Origin of the sequence: Micromonospora sp. RTGN7, assembly GCF_033804645.1 — a bacterium.
GTDB lineage: Bacteria > Actinomycetota > Actinomycetes > Mycobacteriales > Micromonosporaceae > Micromonospora.
In genome coordinates, this window is sequence record NZ_JAPZLF010000005.1 from 253,458 (window position 1) to 272,710 (window position 19,253).

At 73.3% G+C, this 19,253-nt stretch carries 23 protein-coding genes and 1 pseudogene; 15 read left to right on the plus strand and 9 right to left on the minus strand.

The features are described from left to right. Position 1: 1 nt before the first annotated feature. Together SNR22_RS09845 and SNR22_RS09850 are read right to left on the minus strand one after the other, a co-directional pair. Positions 2-136 (minus strand): hypothetical protein, encoded by a 135-nt coding sequence (locus SNR22_RS09845; RefSeq protein WP_320066201.1) that lies wholly within the window; start codon positions 134-136, stop codon positions 2-4. Then, on the minus strand, positions 106-741 hold the full coding sequence (locus tag SNR22_RS09850; RefSeq protein ID WP_320066306.1) for a DUF4291 domain-containing protein: 636 nt from the start codon (positions 739-741) through the stop codon (positions 106-108). The genes SNR22_RS09845 and SNR22_RS09850 overlap by 31 nt, the downstream gene beginning before the upstream one ends. 162 nt (positions 742-903) lie before the next feature. Between SNR22_RS09850 and SNR22_RS09855 the strand changes: the two genes are divergently transcribed. After that, positions 904-1,398 carry a type II toxin-antitoxin system PemK/MazF family toxin gene (locus SNR22_RS09855; RefSeq protein ID WP_320066202.1) on the plus strand — a complete coding sequence of 165 codons (495 nt, stop codon included), beginning with the start codon at positions 904-906 and terminating at the stop codon, positions 1,396-1,398. Positions 1,399-1,451: 53 nt separating this feature from the next. On the opposite strand, the gene SNR22_RS09860 is transcribed toward SNR22_RS09855, so the two are convergent. Beyond that, a complete protein-coding gene (locus SNR22_RS09860; RefSeq protein WP_320066203.1) occupies positions 1,452-2,102 on the minus strand; it encodes a GGDEF domain-containing protein in 651 nt (216 codons plus the stop codon). 265 nt (positions 2,103-2,367) lie between these two features. Here SNR22_RS09860 and SNR22_RS09865 point away from each other — a divergent pair, with 265 nt between their 5' ends. The 6 genes from SNR22_RS09865 (at position 2,368) to SNR22_RS09890 (ending at position 7,263) form a co-directional block, all read left to right on the plus strand. Further along, positions 2,368-2,607 (plus strand): DUF397 domain-containing protein, encoded by a 240-nt coding sequence (locus SNR22_RS09865; protein ID WP_320066204.1) that lies wholly within the window; start codon positions 2,368-2,370, stop codon positions 2,605-2,607. Positions 2,608-2,804: 197 nt separating this feature from the next. Then, positions 2,805-3,638: a helix-turn-helix domain-containing protein gene (locus SNR22_RS09870; RefSeq protein WP_413775617.1), complete on the plus strand. Its 834-nt coding sequence runs from the start codon at positions 2,805-2,807 to the stop codon at positions 3,636-3,638. 107 nt (positions 3,639-3,745) lie between these two features. Beyond that, the gene (locus SNR22_RS09875; protein WP_320066206.1) at positions 3,746-4,594 is read left to right on the plus strand and encodes an SAM-dependent methyltransferase; all 849 of its coding nucleotides are present in this window, start codon (positions 3,746-3,748) and stop codon (positions 4,592-4,594) included. Positions 4,595-4,680: 86 nt separating this feature from the next. Further along, positions 4,681-5,541 (plus strand): DedA family protein, encoded by an 861-nt coding sequence (locus SNR22_RS09880; RefSeq protein ID WP_320066207.1) that lies wholly within the window; start codon positions 4,681-4,683, stop codon positions 5,539-5,541. 33 nt (positions 5,542-5,574) lie between these two features. Then, positions 5,575-6,549, plus strand: a complete 975-nt coding sequence (locus SNR22_RS09885) for a pirin family protein (protein ID WP_320066208.1) — start codon at positions 5,575-5,577, stop codon at positions 6,547-6,549. Positions 6,550-6,597: 48 nt separating this feature from the next. Beyond that, positions 6,598-7,263: a hypothetical protein gene (locus SNR22_RS09890; RefSeq protein ID WP_320066209.1), complete on the plus strand. Its 666-nt coding sequence runs from the start codon at positions 6,598-6,600 to the stop codon at positions 7,261-7,263. 207 nt (positions 7,264-7,470) lie between these two features. On the opposite strand, the gene SNR22_RS09895 is transcribed toward SNR22_RS09890, so the two are convergent. Then, positions 7,471-7,740, minus strand: coding sequence for a DUF2795 domain-containing protein (locus tag SNR22_RS09895; protein ID WP_320066210.1), 270 nt, complete (start codon positions 7,738-7,740; stop codon positions 7,471-7,473). 198 nt (positions 7,741-7,938) lie between these two features. Between SNR22_RS09895 and SNR22_RS09900 the strand changes: the two genes are divergently transcribed. The 6 genes from SNR22_RS09900 (at position 7,939) to SNR22_RS09925 (ending at position 12,784) form a co-directional block, all read left to right on the plus strand. Next, positions 7,939-8,352 carry a DUF2267 domain-containing protein gene (locus SNR22_RS09900; protein ID WP_320066211.1) on the plus strand — a complete coding sequence of 138 codons (414 nt, stop codon included), beginning with the start codon at positions 7,939-7,941 and terminating at the stop codon, positions 8,350-8,352. Between the two features lie 347 nt (positions 8,353-8,699). After that, positions 8,700-9,707, plus strand: coding sequence for a TerC/Alx family metal homeostasis membrane protein (locus SNR22_RS09905; protein WP_320066212.1), 1,008 nt, complete (start codon positions 8,700-8,702; stop codon positions 9,705-9,707). Between the two features lie 49 nt (positions 9,708-9,756). Further along, complete coding sequence (locus tag SNR22_RS09910) at positions 9,757-10,347, plus strand: sulfite oxidase-like oxidoreductase (RefSeq protein WP_320066307.1); 591 nt, start codon at positions 9,757-9,759, stop codon at positions 10,345-10,347. After that, positions 10,344-11,078: a ferredoxin reductase gene (locus tag SNR22_RS09915; protein WP_320066213.1), complete on the plus strand. Its 735-nt coding sequence runs from the start codon at positions 10,344-10,346 to the stop codon at positions 11,076-11,078. The genes SNR22_RS09910 and SNR22_RS09915 overlap by 4 nt, the downstream gene beginning before the upstream one ends. A gap of 69 nt (positions 11,079-11,147) precedes the next feature. After that, the gene (locus SNR22_RS09920) at positions 11,148-11,432 is read left to right on the plus strand and encodes a DUF6510 family protein (protein WP_320066214.1); all 285 of its coding nucleotides are present in this window, start codon (positions 11,148-11,150) and stop codon (positions 11,430-11,432) included. Positions 11,433-11,482: 50 nt separating this feature from the next. Further along, positions 11,483-12,784 (plus strand): NAD(P)/FAD-dependent oxidoreductase, encoded by a 1,302-nt coding sequence (locus SNR22_RS09925; RefSeq protein WP_320066215.1) that lies wholly within the window; start codon positions 11,483-11,485, stop codon positions 12,782-12,784. A gap of 27 nt (positions 12,785-12,811) precedes the next feature. Here the strand turns inward: SNR22_RS09925 and SNR22_RS09930 are convergent, their stop codons facing one another. The 3 genes and pseudogenes from SNR22_RS09930 to SNR22_RS09940 form a co-directional block, all read right to left on the minus strand. Further along, complete coding sequence (locus SNR22_RS09930; protein ID WP_320066216.1) at positions 12,812-13,879, minus strand: AI-2E family transporter; 1,068 nt, start codon at positions 13,877-13,879, stop codon at positions 12,812-12,814. Positions 13,880-13,981: 102 nt separating this feature from the next. Beyond that, on the minus strand, positions 13,982-14,833 hold the full coding sequence (locus tag SNR22_RS09935; RefSeq protein ID WP_320066217.1) for a fused MFS/spermidine synthase: 852 nt from the start codon (positions 14,831-14,833) through the stop codon (positions 13,982-13,984). A 77-nt stretch (positions 14,834-14,910) separates the two neighbouring features. After that, positions 14,911-15,561: pseudogene (locus tag SNR22_RS09940) on the minus strand (DUF2267 domain-containing protein); the annotation flags it as partial. 275 nt (positions 15,562-15,836) lie between these two features. On the opposite strand from SNR22_RS09940, the gene SNR22_RS09945 reads away from it, so the two are divergent. Next, entirely contained in the window at positions 15,837-16,154 is a 318-nt protein-coding gene (locus tag SNR22_RS09945; protein ID WP_320066218.1) for a hypothetical protein, read from the plus strand. A gap of 200 nt (positions 16,155-16,354) precedes the next feature. Here SNR22_RS09945 and SNR22_RS09950 read toward each other — a convergent pair whose 3' ends face one another. Together SNR22_RS09950 and SNR22_RS09955 are read right to left on the minus strand one after the other, a co-directional pair. Further along, positions 16,355-16,723 (minus strand): STAS domain-containing protein, encoded by a 369-nt coding sequence (locus tag SNR22_RS09950; RefSeq protein ID WP_320066219.1) that lies wholly within the window; start codon positions 16,721-16,723, stop codon positions 16,355-16,357. Positions 16,724-16,769: 46 nt separating this feature from the next. After that, the gene (locus tag SNR22_RS09955; protein ID WP_320066220.1) at positions 16,770-17,168 is read right to left on the minus strand and encodes an STAS domain-containing protein; all 399 of its coding nucleotides are present in this window, start codon (positions 17,166-17,168) and stop codon (positions 16,770-16,772) included. 220 nt (positions 17,169-17,388) lie between these two features. On the opposite strand from SNR22_RS09955, the gene SNR22_RS09960 reads away from it, so the two are divergent. Beyond that, positions 17,389-19,230 (plus strand): PP2C family protein-serine/threonine phosphatase, encoded by a 1,842-nt coding sequence (locus SNR22_RS09960; protein WP_320066221.1) that lies wholly within the window; start codon positions 17,389-17,391, stop codon positions 19,228-19,230. Positions 19,231-19,253 lie beyond the last annotated feature (23 nt).

The window sequence follows — 19,253 nt, forward strand, 5'->3', positions numbered from 1 at the left end:
CTCACGACCACAGCTCGAACGGTTCGTCGATCTCCTCCCCGGCCAGGAACGCGGTGAGCAGCCGGTCTGCGTCGAGGACCACCAGTCGCACCGCCCGCCGCTCGATCACCGGCAGATCGTCGGGAATGCCCCGCACCGTCGCTCCTCCCGGTCGCGGACCCGGTCGCCCACCCCGTCGGGCAGCGGGTAGGGGCGCTCCGCGGGGAGCAGCGACTCGGCGCCGGCGTCGTCGTCCGCGTCCAGCCGGCCCCGGATCGCGTGCGCCGTCGCGGTGACGTCGGTGATGTCGACGAGCCACTCGTCGACGTAGCGCCGGGCGGCCTCGCCGGTCAGGCCCATCTGCAGCGACCGGTGGGGCAACGGCTGCGCCCGCACGGTCCGCTCCGGGTCCCACTGCACCCGGGCCGGGCTGGAGCGCAGCTGTCGGGCCCAGTCGTCCCGGTCTGCGTGCAGGCCGGGCTCGTAGCCGCTCAGGCAGGCGTGCGCCAGGGCCCACTCGAATCCGACCCGGCTGATCTCGACGGCGAGTACCCGCTCCTGTCCCGCCTTACGGGCCCAACCGCAGCGGTACATCATCCAGCGGAACGACGGCTTGATCCAGGTCATCCGGTCCCGCTTGAACGGGGGCACGAACCGACCCGCCGCCACCGCCGGCCCGGCGATCTCCGGCGGGTACGCCTGGTACACGGTCAACGTGTCGGCGGTGTACCGGGCACGGATCTGACGCAGGGGGATGGTCACGTCGGCATCGTTGCGGGTCGGGGCGTCCGTCTCCACCGCTTTTCCCCCTCCACCGTCTCGCGCGCCGTCGGCGTGCCTTCGCGCCCGTCCTCTGCCCGCCGTCGCGCCGTCGCGCGGGCTACCGGTCGGCGGCGCGACGGGGGAGGGGTTAGGCTGCCCGCCGTGGCAGGTCTGTTGAGGAGCATGGCGTCCCGGCTGGGGCGGGTGACCCGTGGCGGGGCCGCGCCGACGCGTACCCCCGGCCCGATCCCGGCCCAGGTCGCGCGGCGCCGGCAGGTCTCGGCGTTGCAGCGGCGGGAGCTCAGCTACGCCCCGGAGCCCGACGGGCAGGCCGACCCGGGGGAGATCGTCTGGACCTGGGTGCCCTACGAGGACGACCCCCGGCAGGGCAAGGACCGTCCGGTGCTGGTCGTGGGCCGGTCCAGCCGCACCCTGTTCGGCCTGATGCTCTCCAGCCAGGACGAACGGGACGGTCAGCGGCACTGGCTCTCCCTCGGCCCCGGTGCCTGGGACCGTGACAGCCGACCGAGCTGGGTTCGCCTCGACCGGGTGCTCACCATGCGGGAGGACAGCATCCGCCGCGAGGGCGCGGTGCTGGACCGGCCCCGCTTCGACCGGGTCGGCCAGGCCCTACGCGCCGCCTACGGCTGGCGCTAACCCCCACCCTCACCCCACCCCGCCGGGGCGGCAAGTGCGTGGAGAGGGGTGGGTCAGCGCTCGGTTAGGTGCGCGCTGTCGACGAGTTGGCGGGTGGGGCGGGACGCCCCGACGCTCTTTGCCCGGTACATGGCCGCATCGGCGCGGTCGAGCGCCTCGGTGAGCTGAGCGGGGCCGCTGACCGGGGCGAGCCCGACCGAGGCGGTGACCCGGAGGCTGAAGCCGCCGAGCGGGATGGGAGCGGCGAGTGAGTCGCAGAGCCGGCGGGACGCGTGCTCGATCCACCGCCGGTCGACCGTCGGGCTGGTCAGCAGGCCGGCGAACTCGTCGCCACCGAGCCGCGCCACGAGGTTGTCGCCGGCGAACGCGGCCAGCCGCTCGGCCACGCTGATCAGGACCTGGTCCCCGGCGGCGTGCCCGTAGCGGTCGTTGACCTGCTTGAAGTCGTCCAGGTCGAGCACCACGGCGATCAGGGGCTGGCCGGCGCTGTCGGTCAACAGGCTGGCGGCGAGCCGGAAGAAGGCCCGCCGGTTGGGCAGGCCGGTGAGCGGGTCGTGGCTGGCGGCGTGCCGTTCGGCGGCCAACTCCGCTTGGAGGTGTTCGATCTCCGCCTCGGCCAGCAGCGCCCGGCGGCGCAACTGCCATGCGGAGACGATGGCGCCGGCGGCCGAGATGCCGGACGCGATGGTCAGCGGGTCCGGCACGAACCCTCCCCTCGGCGCGCCCGCCCGGCGGCTGCGGCCGGGGCCGGCCGACGCCCCTGTGGGCTCTCGTTTTCCCTGGTACGGCCCCACTTTGGGTAACCCAAAGTGAACAGATGGGCACACCGCACGTGCGTTATCATGCTCGCTGTCCGGTGCATATGCAATAGCAGATGCACGTGCAGCAGGACCCGTTTTCGATCCCGCCTCTCGCCACCACCGCTCCTCCCCGCGGCATCGGCAGGCTCTTGAAGAGAAAGACGCCCCCATGCAGCAACCCCGTAACGGCGTTCCCGCCCCGCAGCTCCCCCCGTTGAAGTGGCAGAAGAGCAGACGGAGCAATCCCAGTGGCAACTGTGTCGAGTTGGCCGAGCTCCCCGGCGGCGCCGGGATCGCGCTGCGTAACTCCCGGCACCCGGAGGGGCCAGCACTGATCTACACGGTGGCCGAGATCGCCGCCTTCGTGCTCGGGGCCCGGGACGGGGACTTCGATCACCTGATCAACTGACCCAGCGTCACCACTCGGCAGCGTCCTGTCAATGGGACCGAAACATCCCTCGGACGGGTTCATCTCACTGTCGGTCCATGGCATGCTTACACGTCGGCCGGGGTGGGGCTCGGGCGACGAAGGCTGGCAAGCGGAGGTCGGACGTGACGATGGTTCCCACCGAGGGCGGTCCGGCCACCGGGCCGACAGTGCTGCGCATGCTCCTCGGCACGCAGCTGCGTCGCCTGCGGGACGCCAGCGGCGTCACCCGGGAGGGCGCCGGTTGGGAGATCCGGGCCTCCGAGTCGAAGATCAGCCGGATGGAGCTGGGCCGGGTCGGCTTCAAGGAGCGCGACGTCGCCGACCTGCTCAGCCTCTATGGGGTCACCGACGCCGAGGAACGGGCATCCCTGCTCAAGCTCGCCCGGGACGCGAACAGCCCCGGCTGGTGGCACCGCTACGGCGACGTGCTGCCGTCCTGGTTCCAGTCCTATCTGGGCCTGGAGGCGGCCGCCGCGCTGATTCGCAGCTACGAGGTCCAGTTCGTGCCCGGCCTGCTCCAGACCCCGGCGTACGCCCGGGCGGTGGTCCTGCTCGGTCACCGTGGCGCCGGCGCCGAGGAGGTCGACCGGCGGGTGGGCCTGCGCATGCAACGCCAGGAGCTGCTGCGTCGACCACGGCCGCCGCAGCTCTGGGCGGTGGTCGACGAGGCTGCGGTGCGCCGGCCGATCGGTGGGGCGGAGGTCATGCGCGAGCAGCTCACCGCCCTGATCGAGGCGACCCGGTCACCGCACGTGCGGTTGCAGATCATCCCCTTCGACGCGGGCGGGCACGCCGCGGCGGGCGGCGCCTTCACCATTCTGCGCTTCGGCGACCAGGACCTGCCCGACATCGTCTACATCGAACAGCTCACCAGCGCCATCTACCTCGACAAGCGCGAGGACCTCGACTACTACGCGGTGGCCATGGAGCGCCTCTGTGTCGAGGCCGAGCCCCCGGAGCGGACGCCGGAGCTGCTCGCCAAACTGCGCGACGAGCTCTACCCGCAGTGACCGGTTCCCGGGGCGTCGTGCCGACCTGAAGAGCCTCTACCATGGTCGGAATCGACGACAGTGGACATTCGCCGTCGCGCAGGTCAGCGCAGAGTTCTGGAGGAACAGTGGCCACCGACGCCCCCGGCGCCCCGACCGGTCCCGTCCATCCGAGCGACCGGATCGACACCACGGTGGCGCATCCCGCCCGCCGCTACAACTACCTGCTCGGCGGCAAGGACAACTTCCAGGCGGACCGGGACTCGGGGGACGAGATGGCCGCGGCCTTCCCGACCATCCGCGTCACCGCCCTGGAGAACCGGCGCTTCCTCCAGCGGGTGGCCGGCTACCTCGCCCGCGAGGCCGGCATGCGGCAGTTCCTCGACGTCGGCACCGGCATCCCCACCGCCGACAACACCCACGAGGTCGCCCAGAGCATCACCCCGCAGGCCCGCGTGGTCTACGTGGACAACGATCCCATCGTGCTCGCCCACGCCCGGGCCCTGCTGACCAGTGCCCCCGAGGGCGCCACCGCCTACATCGACGCCGATCTGCGGGATCCGGAGAAGATTCTGGCCCACCCCGACCTGCGCCGCACCATCGACCTCGGGCAGCCGGTGGCGCTGATGCTGGTGGCGATCCTGCACTTCCTGCCCGACCCCGACGATCCGTACGCCCTGGTCCGCCGGCTGATGGACGCGCTGCCGTCCGGCAGCTACCTGGCCGCCTCGCACGCCACCCACGACCACCTGCCGCAGGAGTTGGTCGAGAAGGCCCAGGCGGCCACGAGGAGCGGAGGGCCGGGCGGGGTGCTGAGCTTGCGCAGCCTGGCCGAGATCACCCGATTCTTCGACGGCCTGGAGGTCATCGAGCCGGGCATCGTCTCGGTCGCCGAGTGGTGCGCCGAGCAGGAGCCGCAGCCCCGGCCCTCCGTGGTCGACGTCAGCATGTACGGGGCCGTGGCCCGCAAGCCCTGATCCGTTCCGGCGCTCCGGCCACCAGGGACTCGTGCGCCGGCGGGCGCGACGTGGCGATCGGCGCAAACGGTCACTAACGTTGTCGGATGATCAGCACGCAGCCGCTCCTGCCCTTCCCACGTACGGTCGCCGCCGGTCCGGAGCCCGGCTCCGACGGGCCGATCGGCTTCGTCACGGGCCTCGTGGAACGGCTGGGCGGCCCCGGCGCCGGGCTGGCGGTCGCCCTGGAGAACCTGTTCCCGCCCATCCCCAGCGAGGTGATCCTGCCGCTGGCCGGCTTCGTCGCCAGCCAGGGGAGGATGAGCCTGGCCGGGGCGATCGGCTGGACCACCCTCGGTTCGGTGGTCGGCGCCCTGGCGCTGTACGCGATCGGCGCGATGCTGGGCCGGGACCGGACGCGCGCCATCGTCGCGCGGCTGCCGCTGGTCAAGCTCGCCGACGTCGACCGGACGGAGGCGTGGTTCCTCCGCCACGGCGTCAAGGCGGTGTTCTTCGGCCGGATGATCCCGGTGTTCCGCAGCCTCATCTCGATCCCGGCCGGCGTCGAACGGATGCCGGTGCCGACCTTCCTGCTGTACACGACCCTGGGCAGCCTGATCTGGAACACGATCTTCGTCCTGGCGGGCTACCTGCTCGGCGAGAACTGGCACGTCGTCGAGGGCTACGTCGGCACGTTCCAGAACGTGGTCATCGTGGTGTGCGCGGTGGCGGTCGGCTGGTTCGTCGTCACCCGGGTACGGCGGGCCCGCGCCACCCGGCGGGCGTCCACCGACGCCGCCGAGGCCGGTGTCGCGAACGCGGTCGAGTCGGTCGAGGCCGTCAACCCGGTCGACGCCGGTGGCGTGGACGCGTCGAGGTCGCCCGGGGCGGTTTTCGGCGGGTCGGGCGAGTACCGCGGGACCGTCTACCGCAGTGACGCCTGGCGGGGGGACTCCGAGCGCTGGTGACCGTCGCGCGGGCCGGGGCGTACAGTCGGGCGGGTGGATCGGACCGAGTCCCTGCCGGCGCGGACACGCGCGCCCGGCGTGGCGACCGCCGACCCGGGTAGCGTGCTGCTGCCCGGGCACGACGTGCCGCTCGGCCGCTACACGACTGTGCGCCGGCTGCTGCCGCAGCGCCGACGGCGGATGGTCGGGGCCTGGTGCTTCGTCGACCACTTCGGCCCGGACGATGTCGCCGAGCGCCCCGGGATGGAGGTGCCGCCGCACCCGCACACCGGCCTGCAGACGGTCACCTGGCTGCTCGACGGGGAGATCGTGCACCGCGACAGTCTCGGCAACGTCCAGCCGATCCGCCCGGGGCAGCTCAACGTGATGACCTCCGGGCACGGCATCGCCCACTCGGAGCGGTCACCGGCGACGCACCCGCCGGTGATGCACGGCGTACAACTGTGGGTGGCCCTGCCGGACCCGGCGCGGGCAGCGGCGGCCGGCTTCGCCCACCACGCCGACCTGCCGGTGTGGCGCGACGGTGACCTCGATGTCACGCTGCTGGCCGGCGAGTTCGGCGGGGAGCGGTCCCCGGCGGTGCTGCACACCCCGCTGGTCGGTGCGCAGCTCACGGCCCGGGGTGCGGGGCCGGCTCGGCTTCCGCTGCGCCGCGACTTCGAATACGGTCTGCTCGCCATGTCCGGTTCCGCCGAGGTCGGGGACATGTCGTTGGAGCCGGGTTCGCTGCTCTACCTCGGCGCGGGGCGGGAGAGCCTGACCCTGACTGCGGCGCCGGGCAGCCGCCTGCTGTTGCTCGGCGGGGCGCCGTTCGACGAGCCGCTGGTGATGTGGTGGAACTTCGTCGGCCGGTCGCACGAGGAGGTCGCCGCGGCCCGGGAGGACTGGATGGCCGGCGGTCCACGCTTCGGCACGGTGGCCGACGACGCGGCCCCGCCGCTGCCGGCCCCCCCGTTGCCGACCACCCGGCTCAAGGCCCGCACCCGGCACGGGGACGTCCGGGCCTGAGCCGACGCCCGCCACGCGTGGCGGGCGTCGACGAGGGTAGTCGCGGGCATGCCGACCACCGCGATCTCCAGCGTCGAGGACAGGAAGCGCCTGGCACGCCGACTTGCCGGCAGCGGGCGTGGGTTCGCCGAGCAGTACGGTTTCCAGGTCACCAACAATCCGTCCCGCCTGTTCCAGCTGCTCGTCCTGTCGGTCCTGCTGGCCCGCCGGGGCGACTTCCGGCGGGCCGTGGAGAGCGCCGTGGCCCTGCCTGACGCCGGCTGGGACAGCGCGGCCCGGCTGGCCCGTTCCCTGCACGCCGACCGGGTGCGAGTGCTGCGGGCGGCCGGGCAGCGCGGCGACGTCGATGCCCTCGCCGACGTCCTGGGTGATCTGGCCCGGGCGGTGGTCCAGCGGTACCGGGGCGACCTGCGCCGGCTGCGTGCCATGGCGCACCATGACCCGGCCGGCGAGCGGGCGCTGCTGGCCGAGCTGCCCGGGGTCGACGCCGAGGCGGTGGACCTGTTTCTCCGCGAGGCGCAGGCGCTGTGGCGCGAGGTCGCCCCGGTGGCGGACCGGCGGGCGCTCACCGCGGCCCGGCGGCTCGGCCTGGGGCGCTCCCCGTCGGACCTGGCCGGCCTCGCCGGCTCCGGCGAGTCGGAGCGGCTGGCGTGGCTGGTGGGGGCGCTGGCGCGGGTGGAGCTGGAGAAGCGGTACGCCGAGCTGACCGGCTGAGCGTGCGTTCGCCCACAGTTCCGTCAAATCTGACCGTTAGGACGATGGCATTGCCTATGATGATCTCGGCAGGATGCCCGCCCGGTTCGGGCGGGCAGGCAGCCGCCGGCGGTGCGACCCGGTTCGGGTCGCGGTCACCGCCGGGGACAGGTTCTATGTGGCGCCCCAGGCCGCGGTTCGCGGCCCGGGGCGCCCCCTGTCTCCCTTTCAGATGCCGCGCAGGTGCTGCGCGACCCGGGTGTGCGGCTCCCGGGCCTGCGCCGCGCGCTGCGACCTGCCTACCTCGGGGGCGGCCTCGATCCTCGCGGACCGGGCCACCTCGTTGCCGTTGGCGTAGTCCACCGGCGGTAGGGCCCGCAGCGCGCGCAGCACCTCCGGCGGGGCGTCCTCCCGTTCGGCCTCGCGCAGCACGTCGGCCTTTCCGGCCGGGTAGTCGAGGCGGGACAGATACCGCAGGACGTCGTCGTAAGTCGCCATGATGTGGACTCCTCGCCGCTTTAGATCCGGTTCACGACCGGCCGCGGTTACCCACCCGCCGACCGCTCACGCCCTCGAGCGGCGGGGGGATTCGCCGGCCGGGGGCGCCGTTTGGCGAACCCGCCCGCGGGTACGCCACCCGCCCGAGGCGAAGGCGGAAAGAAGCACGCCGGCCGAGGCAGCGGAAGGAGCACGCCCATGGACTACAACACCTTCGTCGACCAGGTCGCCCAACGGGCCAGGGTCCCCGCCGAGCGGGCCGTCGAGCTGACCCGGGCCACGCTGGAGACGCTGGCGGAGCGCCTGACCGGGGGCGAGGTGCTCGACCTCGCGGCGCAGCTACCGAAGCCGCTGCAACTGGTGCTGCGGCCCAGCCCGGACACCGAGGCCGCCGACCGGTTCGGCGCGGCCGAGTTCGTCGCCCGGGTCGGCCGGCGGGCCGCCCTCGACGAGCGGGCCGCCCGGGACGCGGTCCGGGCCGTGTTCGTCACCCTGCGGGAGGCGGTCACCGGCGGGGAGTTCGACGACATCGTGGTCCAACTGCCGCGGGACTACCGGGACATGGTGGAACCGGCGTTCGCCCCGGGCGCCACCACGCCACGCCGCCCCTGAGCCCGATCCGGCCCTCGTCGGGTGGGTCGCACCGGGCCACCATAGGCGCTGCGCTTCGGTCCCGTAAGGCCCGGACCCGTTCGCGGGGGTGGCGTGTCCCGACCGTCCCGGCCGGTTGGCGTCCCGGTGCCCCTCGGCGGCGGGTCCGGGACCGATCACCGCTGGTGACGGCGGGGATGGGGGCTTGGCGAGTCGACGGGGGCTGGCCTAACCTTGCCGGACGAGGGGAGTACTTCCCACGAATCATTCCGGTCAGTACGGCGTGCCCCGGGCGCGCCTCGGGTGGTTGCCCACGAAACAGTGGGTGAAGGAGACCTCGAACATGACAGGGTGTTCGAGGAGACTCCATGACCGATTTGTCGTATATTTCCGCCGGTGAGTTGTCCTCGGTCGGTACCCCCATCCTCTGGGCGGTCACCATCGCCGGGGTGCTCGCCCTGCTGGTGCTGGACTTCCTCGTCACCCGGCGCCCGCACGAGGTGTCGATCAAGGAGGCGCTCGGCTGGTCCGCCTTCTACATCGCCCTCCCGCTGGCCTTCGGCGGCTGGGTCTGGTGGCGGTTCGGTTCGCAGCAGGGCGTGGAGTACCTGACCGGCTACCTGGTCGAGAAGTCCCTCTCGGTCGACAACCTCTTCGTCTTCATGCTGCTGCTCGCCGCGTTCGCGGTGCCCGCCGTGCTCGCCCAGCGGGTGCTGCTCTTCGGCATCGCCGGCGCGCTGGTGCTGCGGGCGGTCTTCATCGCCCTCGGCGCGGCGGCCCTGCAGACCCTCGACTTCGCCTTCCTGATCTTCGCGATCATCCTGATCGTCACCGCCGCCAAGCTGCTCCGCGACGCCCTCTCCGGCCACGAGCAGGAGGTGGACATCAACAAGATGCGATCGGTGAAGCTGCTGCGCAGGTTCATGCCGGTCGTCGAGGAGTACCAGGGCACCAAGATGATCGTGCGGCACAACGGCCGCCGGGCGCTGACCCCCCTCGCCCTCGTGGTGGTCGCGCTGCTCGCCACCGACATCGTCTTCGCCGTCGACTCGGTGCCCGCGGTGTACGGCATCACCGAGGACCCGTACCTCGTCTTCGCCACCAACGCCTTCGCCCTGCTCGGCCTGCGGGCGCTGTACTTCGTGCTGCACGCCGCGCTGCGCCGCCTCGTGCACCTCAGCTACGGCCTGGCGGCCATCCTCGCCTTCATCGGCGTCAAGCTCGGCCTGCACTGGGCGCACGGCATCTGGTCCGGCGTGCCGGAGATCCCCACCCTCGCCTCTCTGGGCGTGATCATCGGCGTGCTGGTCGTCGTCACGCTCACCAGCCTCCGCGCCACCCGCGTCCGTGCCCCCGGCGGGGGCGGGTCCGGCTGATCCGGGCATTCGGCCCCACCCCGGGTGGTACGACTGACGGGTGGGAATCGTGTCACCGGGCTTCCAGGGCCGGCCCCGCTCGGCGGAGCCGGCCCTACCCCCGGGGCAGTACCTGACCGAGGACTTCCCGGTGCTCTCCGCCGGCCCCACGCCGACGGTGCGGCCGGACACCTGGGAGTTCGTCGTCACCACCGAGACTGGCGCGGAGTACCGCTGGTCCTGGGCGGAGTTCACCGCCCTGCCGCAGGAGACCCCGAGGGTCGACATCCACTGCGTCACCCGCTGGTCGAAGCTGGGCACGACCTGGCAGGGCGTCTGCCTGGACGTCCTGCTCGACGGCGTCGACACCGCCGCGGCGTACGCGCTGGTCCATTCGTACGGCGGATACACCACCAACCTGCCGTTGGCCGACCTGCGCGGCGGAAAGGCCTGGGTGGTGCACCGCTACGACGGCCGGGGACTGCCCGCCGAGCACGGCGGGCCGGCGCGCTTGCTGGTGCCCCACCTGTACCTCTGGAAGTCCGCGAAGTGGGTACGCGGGATTCGGCTCAGAACCTCGGACGAGCCCGGCTTCTGGGAGACCGCCGGGTACCACGACTACGGCGACCCGTGGCGCGAGCAGCGCTACGCCGGCGATTGACCGCCCCGTTGACCTGGCGGGTGGCCCGGCTCGTCGAGCGCCGGCCCGAGACGCCGACCGCGCAGACCCTCGTTCTCGACGCGCCCGGCTGGCCGGGGCACCTGCCGGGCCAGCACGTCGACGTCCGGCTGACCGCCGCAGACGGCTACCAGGCCGCCCGGTCGTACTCCCTGGCGGGGCCGGCCGACGGCGACCGCATCGCGTTGACCGTGCAGCGGGTGCCCGACGGCGAGGTGTCGCCGTACCTGATCGACGTCTGGGCGGTGGGCGACCCGGTGGAGGTGCGCGGCCCGGTCGGCGGCTGGTTCGTCTGGCGGCCGGCGGAAACCATGCCGGTGCTGCTGGTCGCCGGCGGCTCCGGCGCGGTGCCGCTGATGGCGATGGTCCGTGGCCGGCGCGCTGCCGGCAGCCGGGCACCCTTCCGGCTGATCTACTCCGTGCGCACCCCGGCCGACGTGTTCTACGCCGACGAGCTGCACCGCCGCGCCCGCGACGACCGGGGCCTGGACGTGGCGTACGTCTACACCCGGGCCGCGCCCGACGGATGGCGGGGCGAGCCGCACCGGATCGGGGCGGCCGACGTGAACACCCACGGCTGGCCGCCCGACCTGGACCCGCTCTGCTACGTCTGCGGGCCGACCGGCTTCGTGGAGGCGGTGGCGGACATGCTGGTGGGCCTGGGTCACCCGCCCGGGCGAATCCGCACCGAACGGTTCGGCCCGACCGGCTGATCCGCCTCCGCGACCCCCGCAGTTTCGCACCCCTGCGATCCCGACAGCGTGACCCGGCGAGGAGACCCGATGACCGAGATGTCCTACCTGGACGGCAACATGCTCGACGGCCCGCTGCGGGAGCTGTTCGCCGTCGACCTGAGCCCCGCCATCGCCCGCTGCGAATCCTGTGGGATGACCGGCCCGCTGGCCGGCCTGCACGTCTACCCGCACGCCCCCGGCCTGGTCGCCCGCTGCCCGGCGTGCACGCAGGTGATGCTGCGCCTGGTCCGGGCACCCGACCGGGCCTGGCTCGACCTGCGCGGCGCCACCTTCCTCCAGGTGCCGCTGCCGCCCGACCAGCCGCGCCCGTAGTCGGACTGAACCCTCACGTTTGCCCCGCCCTGCGACGGGAAGCACCCGGCATGACGAAACCTCGTGTGGTGATCGTGGGGGCCGGATTCGCCGGTTACCACGCGGCGAAGACGTTGAGCGGCCTCGCGCGGGACCGGGCCGAGATCGTGCTGCTGAACGCGACCGACTACTTCCTCTACCTGCCACTGCTGCCCGAGGTGGCCGCCGGTGTGGTAGAGCCCGGCCGGGTCGCGGTGCCGCTCAGCGGCACCCTCGACGGCGTACGGGTGATCGTCGGCGAGGCCGACCGGGTGGACCTGCATAACCGCTGGGTCGGCTACACGATCTCCGAGGGCGACCAGGGCCGGATCGCCTACGACCGGCTCGTACTAGCCGTCGGCAGCGTCAACAAGCTGCTGCCCATCCCCGGGGTCACCCAGTACGCCCACGGGTTCCGCGGCCTGCCCGAGGCGCTCTACCTGCACGACCACGTGGTACGCCAGATCGAGCTGGCCGAGCTGACCGACGACCGGGCCGAGCAGCGGGCCCGTACCACCTTCGTGGTGGTCGGTGCCGGCTACACCGGGACGGAGGTGGCCGCGCACGGTCAACTCTTCACCGACCGGCTGGTCGCCCAGCGCCCGCACCTGAACATCCGGCCGCGCTGGATGCTGCTCGACGTGGCCCCCCGGGTGCTGCCCGAGCTGGACCAGCGGATGTCCACCACCGCCGACCGGGTGCTGCGCCGGCGCGGGGTCGACGTGCGGATGGGCACCTCGGTGTCGGAGGCCACCCCGGACGGGGTGATGCTGACCGACGGCGAGTACGTGCCCACGTGCAGCCTCTTCTGGTGCGTCGGGGTGCGCCCCGACCCGTTCGTCGCCGAGCTCGGCCTGCGCACCGAGAAGGGCCGCCTGGTGGTCGACGAGTACCTGACCGTCCCCGGCTTCCCCGAGGTGTACGCCTGCGGCGACGCCGCCGCGGTGCCGGACCTGACCCGCCCCGGGCAGGTGTGCACGATGACCGCCCAGCACGCTCAGCGGCAGGGCAAACTGGCCGCCCACAACATCGCCGCCTCGTACGGGCAGGGCCGGCGCCAGCCGTACAAGCATCACGACCTGGGCTGGGTTGTCGATCTCGGCGGCAAGGACGCCGCCGCGAACCCGCTGAAGGTGCCCCTCTCCGGCCTGCCGGCCAAGGCTGTCACCCGCGGTTACCATCTGCTGGCGATGCCTGGCAATCGGGCCCGGATCGGCGCGGACTGGCTGCTCGACGCGATGCTGCCCCGCCCGGTCGTGCAGCTCGGCCTGGTGCCCGCCAGCACCGTGCCGCTGGAGAGTTCGTCCCCGGAGGTCCCGGCCCACCGCCGCTGAGTCCACTGAGAACGGGTCAGCGCGCGGTCAACGGCCGGCGGGGGCGGCGGGGGCCGGTGGGGGGCGGCGGCCCGAGGGCCCGAACTCCCGCAGCAGCAGTTGCCCGATGCCGGCGGCCGGGATGGCCAGCAGCGCGCCGACCAACCCGGCCAGCTCCGCCGCGAACAGCACGCTGACCAGCACTGTCAGCGGGTTCAGCCGGACCGCCCGGGACATGATCACCGGTTCCAACAGGTGGTTCTCGATCTGCTGGTAGACCACGAAGAAGACCAGCACCACGATGCCGGCCGTGCGGGAGTGCAGGAATCCGGCTCCGGTGGCGAAGATCGCCCCCAGGGTCGCCCCGACCAGGGGCACCAGGTCGGCGAGCGCCACGAACAGCGCGATGACCCCGGCGAACGGCACCCCCGTCAGGATCAGCACCAGGAAGGTCAGAGCCCCGCAGATCACGCTGATCAGCAGGTTCCCGCTCAGGTAGCCGGTGATGACCCGGGAGATGCCCCGGCCGATCCGCCGTGCTCGGCGCGCCGGCCCGTCGCCGAGCAGGGCCGTCACTCCTGCGGTGATCCTCGGGGCCTCCAGCACCATCAGGTACGCCAGTACGACCACGGTGACCAGTCCCGCGAAGGTCTCCACCACGCCCCGGAGCAGGCCGACGGCGGGTTCGCCGAACCGGCCCCCGTACTGCTCGATCTTCGCGGAGTGACCGGCCACGTACTGCCGCAGCCCTAACCGGTCCAGCGCCTCGCCGACCGGCCCCTGCCCGTCCCGGACCTCCCGCAGCAGGTGCGGGGCCCGGTCGGCGAAGCGGCCGAACTCGTCGAGGAGCGGCAGGAGGATCACCGTGACCGACGCGGCGAGCACCCCGATCACGGCCAGGAAGATCAGCAGGGTGGCCACCGCGCGGTGCCGGACGAAGCGCTGCTGGAGGGCGTCGACCAGCGGTTTCAGCGCGACGGCGAAGAACGCCGCGATGACGGTCCAGAGCAGCACCCGCCGGGTGGCCCAGATCAGCGCCGCCCCGAGCAGCGTGGCCAGCACCAGGCCGATGACGATCGCCGCCCGCCGGGCGGCGACCAGGTCGGCGTTCCTCATCCGCCGCGCCTACCCCCACCCAAACCGAACAAACCCCCCACCCCGCGCCCTACCCCCACCCCACCCCGGCCCGGAAGCGCTCCGGTGATCATGAGGTTAGCGCTATTCGCATCGGCGTTTCGTGACGCTAACTCCATGATCACCGGCGGCCCCGTCGGCGGGGTGGGGGTGGGTGGGGGTGGGGTCGGTGGTGGGGGTGGTGTTGGCGGTGAAGTCGGTTAGTGGGGGGCCGTGCAGGACCTGGCCCGGAATCGGATCGCGGGCCACTCGCGTTGCGAGTCTGCCGGTCGGTAGCCGCCCCGGCCGGTGCGCGGCGGCGAGCACCACGTTGCCGTAGCGCCGCCCGCGCAACATCCGTCGGTCCGCCACGAGCCAGACGTCGGTGAAGACGGCACACAGCGTGGCCACCCGGGCGCGGGTGAACGCCAGCGGCGGCAGGTCGGTGACGTTGACCAGCAGGATGCCGTCCGGGCGCAGCACCCGGGCCGCCTCCGCGGCGAACTCCACGGTGGCCACGTGCCCCGGCATCCGGGCCGCCTGGTAGACGTCGGCCAGCACCAGGTCGTACCCGGCCGTCGGGGCCGCGGTCACCGCGTCGCGGGCGTCGGCGACGACGACGCGTACCCCCTGCGGTGGCGCGGGCAGTTCGCGGCGGACCAGCTCGACCACGGCGGGGTCCCGCTCCACCACCAACTGGGCGGACCCCGGCCGGGTCACCCCGACGTAGCGGGGCAGGGTCAGCGCGCCCCCGCCGAGGTGCAGCGCGTCAACGGGCGCCCCGGGCGGCGCCGCCAGGTCCACCACGGCAGCCATCCGGCGGACGTACTCGAAGTGCAGGTGACGGGGGTCGGCCACGTCGACGTAGGACTGGGCGACCCCGCCGGCGAGCAGGGTGCGCCCGGTGCGGCGGGCCGGGTCGGCCACGAGGTGTGGGCCGTCGGCGGCGGAGTGCATCCCGGCACGGTATCGGCCGGTGCTCCACGTCCCGGCCGCCGGGCCGGCGGGCACAGGCCCGCCGGCCGGTGTGCTCAGCCGCCGGCCGCCGGGCCGAGCAGGTCACGCAACCCGTCCGGTACGTGCAGAGAGGCGACCAGGTCGCCGTCCCGGTCGGCCAGCGCGGTGAGCGTCGCCTGCGCCCCGTAACGGGCCTGTTCCCTGGTACGACCGCTGAGCCGGGCCACCTCGGCGAGGAAGCCGGGCAGGTCGCGGTGGCGTTCGATGCCGTCCACCGGGACCACGTCGTGCAGCGACACCGGAACCGCCTCCAACAGGCGCTGTCGCTCGGCCTGGTCCAGCGCCCAGGCCAGGGTCAGCACCGTCGCCTCGGCGGCCACCTTCGCCGTGCCGAAGTCGACGCCGGCCCGCCGGCCGATGTCGTCGACCAGTTCGCGGTAGCCCAGGGCCGTGGCTCCCGGCGCCCCACCGGGTTCCCGCGGCGCGCGCGGCTGAGCCCGGGCGGTCGGCGCGGGAGCGGCCGGCGGCGGGGCCGGGCCGCCCCGGGTGGCGTCCGGCTTGTGCCGTCCGGCCGGCGGCGGGCCGGCGCGCTTGCCCCGGTCCAGGTGCGTGAGCTGTTTGGACGCGCTGAGGCTGGCACCGGTCTCGCTGGCCTGCCGGCCACGTTCCCGGGCCTGGCGGGCCAGGGCCCGACGGCGCTGGTTGTCCCCCTCCATCTGCTTGCGCATGTGGCACACCCCGTTCCTTCTCCGGATGACCGTCGGCCCTCGCCTTCCCGGCGTCGTCGGGGCCGAAACGGGTCGGGCCCCGGGGGCCGAAACGGGTCGGCTGTCGGGGCGGGACGCGACGGGACGGGCCGTCGCCGCCGGCCCGGGTGGGACGACGGGTGGGTGGGACGGCCTGCCGAGGCTCATCCCGGGTGGGTGATGGTGGATCACCCGGATCGCCCCCACGATCGCAGTGGACCGGAAGACTTCCGATGCACGCGGAAGGGAAGGTCGCCATGAAGAGGATCGTCGAGATCGTCCCCGCCCGTCCCGGCTGGTACGCCCGTTGGCGGGTTACGCCGCAGGCCACCAGGTGCTACCCGGTCAGCCTGTGGGCGCTGCTGGAGGAGGCCGACGGGGTCGGCCGGGAGGTGGTCGGCGTCGACTGCGTCGGGCAGTGGCCCGGGGCGGACGACAACGAGGCGGGTGGAGAGTTCGTCCGTTACCTGTTCCAGACGCCGGATTCCGGTTCGCCGGAGGACGCGGAACCTCCGCTCGGCGACACCGAGCGTCGCGTCGACGGGCCGCGTCTGCAACCGGTCACCGCCACCTGAGGCGTTCCTCCGGCTCCCGGCCCCCTCGTCCCAGGGCCGGGGGCCACCTTCTGCCCGGGATCCGACGCCCCGAGGCCAGCCGACGCCGCGTGTCCCGAGGCCAGCCGACGCCGCTTAGCTTGATGTCAGCCGACATCGCGTTGCTTGATGTCAGCCGACGTCGCGTTGCTTGATGTCAGCCGACGTCGCCTTGCTTGATGTCAGCCGACGTCGCGTGCCCCGTCGGTATCGGCGGTGGCGTGGGTGCCGGTGGCCGGCCGGGCGGCGGCCAGCACCTCGGTCAGACCGGTGCGGTCGAGCAACTGCCGGAGCTGGCTGCTCATCCCGGTCAGCCGGATCGGGGTGGATCCCCTGCGGTAGATCACCACCAGGGCGCTGAGCCCCGAGGAGTCGCAGAGCCTGACCCCGCAGAGGTCGATCTCCAGGTCGTGGTGGCCGTCCCGACGCAACTCGTCGGCCGCGTCCACCAGCTCGGGCGAGGTGTCGAAGTCCAACTCGCCGGTCAACCGAAGCCGGGCGCGCCCGGCTTCGAGCCGGGTCACCTCGATGGTCAACAGCTGGGAGGGCATGGGTCCATGCTTCCAGCCGACCGTGATCGACGCACCCGGGGGGTGTTCAGGCGGACGCCGAGCGATGCGACCACAACTCGGCGGGCTCTTCCGCCCCGTCTGGCAGCGGGCGGGCGAGCAGCCCGGCGACACCGGTCAGGTCGAGGATGGTGTCCAGGAAGCGGGGGGTCGAGCGCAGCCGGAGGGCCGTGCCGATCTGCTGACCCTCCCGCCATGCGTGCACGATCACCGACAGCCCGGAGCTGTCGATGAACTCGAGTTCGGCGAAGTCGAGCACGAGCACCGCCGGGCGCTCGGCGAGTCGCCGGTCGATCTCGTGCCGCAACGGGGCGGTGGTGGTGAAGGTGAGTTCGCCGCCGACCCGGACGAGGGGGGCGTCCGGATCGGAGAGATCGACGGAGAGGGGCAGTGGTGTCGCCTCGGACTTTCTCCCATGGGGGACCACGATCACGCCTTTCCACGGGCTGCCGGTGGGGCAGGTCTTCGCCGGATCGTATCAATGCTTACGTGCCACCGCCCGGTACGTCGATTCGGCAGGTACCTGGGCGTCGAGTGGCGTTACCGGCACACCGGCGTAGGGTGGGATGTAGGCGAATGGACCCATGCGTCGTTTCCGGCACCCCGCAGGTGCCGAGTGGGTGTCGAGAAGGAGTGGGGCTCAGCTGGTGACTGCCGCCGACGTCAGGGGCTCGGACCCGGGCGACGGACGGGTCTCCACGCCGGGCACCGCACGGTTCCCGGCGTGGTCCGCCGACCTCGCGGCGCGATCCGCGTCGCCGCTGCCGCCGCTCGCCCCGGACCGTGGCCCGCGCACCCCGGACCGTGGCCCGCGCACCTCCGACCGTGGCCCGCGCACCCCCGACCGGGGCCCGCCGTCCCTCGACCGGGGCCCGCCCACCCCCGGCCGTGACACCGACCCCGACTGGTCAGAGGTCGTCGAGCACTTCCGCGAGGGCCTGATCGTCTGCGACGCCCGCGCCGTGGTGCGCCACCTGAGCCCGGTCGCCGAGCGGTTGCTGCCCGAGGTGGTCGCCGGCGAGCTGCTCGCCGCGTCCGGCATCGCGGCCCTCGACGCCGGGTCCGACGCCGGCGAGTTCACCCACCGTGGTCGTCGGCTGCGGGTCCGTCAGGTGCCACTCTCCGCCGCTCGGTGCTGCTGGTACGTCGAGGACGTCACCGAGAGCGTCACCCGGGCCGACGCGCTGCTCGCCGCGCGGGCGCGCTCGGCGTTCCTGGCCGTGGTCGGCGAGAAGCTCGGCAATCCGCTGCACCCCGACCGGGCCGCCGCCGCGGTGGTCCGACTCGCCGTGCCCACCCTGGCCGAGGTGGCCGTGCTGGTGTCGGCCCCCCGCTCAGGCCGGGCCCGCTGGTGGCGGGCCGCCCGGGCCGACGACGAGACCCCGACCGTGGACAGTGGCGTGCTCAACGCCGTCGACCTGCCGGCTGCCATCGACGAGGCGCTCGCCGGTTCCGAGCCGCACGCCCTGGATTGGCTCGTGGAGCAGGCCGTCGAGGCGGGCTGGCTGCCCGGCCTCGACGCCGCCGACGCCCGTGTTCGGGTGGTGCCGCTGCCGGGGCCTGACCTGCCGGCCGGCGTGTTGCTCGTCGCCCGCCGCAACACCCGCTACCACGACGAGGACGATGTCGATCTGGTACGCGCCTTCGCGGCCCGGGCCGGTGCCGCCATGACCACCGCCGTGCTCTACCGCGATCAGGCCGAGGTCGCCGACACCCTCCAGGCCAGTCTGGTGCCGGTCGAACCGGCGGAGACTCCCGGTGTGCAGTGGGGCACCGCCTACCGGCCGGCGCAGGCCGGCCTGCGCATCGGCGGCGACTTCTACGGCTCGCACCGGCTGCCCGACGGCGGTTCGGTGTTCTTCCTCGGCGACGTCTCCGGCAAGGGCGTCGAGGCCGCCGTCTTCACCGGGCAACTCCGCCAGTGTCTGCAGGCCCTGCACCGGGTGGAGTCGCACCCCGGCCGGTTGCTGCGGCTGCTCAACGACGCCCTGCTGGAGACCACCCTGGCGCACGGGCAGGGCCGCTTCGCCACCATGGTTCTCGGCGTGGCCCGGCCCCGCCGTGACGGCGGGCTGACCCTGACCATGTCCGGCGGTGGCCACCTGCCGCCGTTGGTGTTGCGCGCCTCCGGTGAGGTCGAGCCGGTCGGCCTCAGCGGGATGCTGATCGGCGTGGTGCCCGATCCGCGCATCGGCGAGGTGACCGTCGAGTTGGCGCCGGGCGAGACCTGCTTGCTCTACAGCGACGGGGTGACCGAGGCACGTGGCGGCCGGCGCGGCGACGAGCAGTTCGGCGCCGACCGGCTGGTCCGCGCGCTCACCGGGTGCCACCGGATGCCAGCCCCGGCGCTGGCCGAGCGGATCGAACAGGTCACCTGCGACTGGCTCGCCCACGGCGACCACGACGACATCGCGGTGCTCGCGCTGCGGGCGACCGGCCCCCACGGCCGGCCGACCCGGCACCTGCACGCGGTGCCCTCTTCGTCCTGACCGACCACCCTGAGGAGACTTCC

Bases quoted from the DNA above. Each gene is read 5' to 3' on its own strand.
- SNR22_RS09865 (WP_320066204.1), top strand. From the start codon at position 2,368: ATGCAGCAACCCCGTAACGGCGTTCCCGCCCCGCAGCTCCCCCCGTTG.
- SNR22_RS09870 (WP_413775617.1), top strand. From the start codon at position 2,805: ATGCTCCTCGGCACGCAGCTGCGTCGCCTGCGGGACGCCAGCGGCGTC.
- SNR22_RS09880 (WP_320066207.1), top strand. From the start codon at position 4,681: ATGATCAGCACGCAGCCGCTCCTGCCCTTCCCACGTACGGTCGCCGCC.
- SNR22_RS09890 (WP_320066209.1), top strand. From the start codon at position 6,598: ATGCCGACCACCGCGATCTCCAGCGTCGAGGACAGGAAGCGCCTGGCA.
- SNR22_RS09895 (WP_320066210.1), bottom strand. From the start codon at position 7,740: ATGGCGACTTACGACGACGTCCTGCGGTATCTGTCCCGCCTCGACTAC.
- SNR22_RS09900 (WP_320066211.1), top strand. From the start codon at position 7,939: ATGGACTACAACACCTTCGTCGACCAGGTCGCCCAACGGGCCAGGGTC.
- SNR22_RS09905 (WP_320066212.1), top strand. From the start codon at position 8,700: ATGACCGATTTGTCGTATATTTCCGCCGGTGAGTTGTCCTCGGTCGGT.
- SNR22_RS09920 (WP_320066214.1), top strand. From the start codon at position 11,148: ATGACCGAGATGTCCTACCTGGACGGCAACATGCTCGACGGCCCGCTG.
- SNR22_RS09925 (WP_320066215.1), top strand. From the start codon at position 11,483: ATGACGAAACCTCGTGTGGTGATCGTGGGGGCCGGATTCGCCGGTTAC.
- SNR22_RS09930 (WP_320066216.1), bottom strand. From the start codon at position 13,879: ATGAGGAACGCCGACCTGGTCGCCGCCCGGCGGGCGGCGATCGTCATC.
- SNR22_RS09935 (WP_320066217.1), bottom strand. From the start codon at position 14,833: ATGCACTCCGCCGCCGACGGCCCACACCTCGTGGCCGACCCGGCCCGC.
- SNR22_RS09945 (WP_320066218.1), top strand. From the start codon at position 15,837: ATGAAGAGGATCGTCGAGATCGTCCCCGCCCGTCCCGGCTGGTACGCC.
- SNR22_RS09950 (WP_320066219.1), bottom strand. From the start codon at position 16,723: ATGCCCTCCCAGCTGTTGACCATCGAGGTGACCCGGCTCGAAGCCGGG.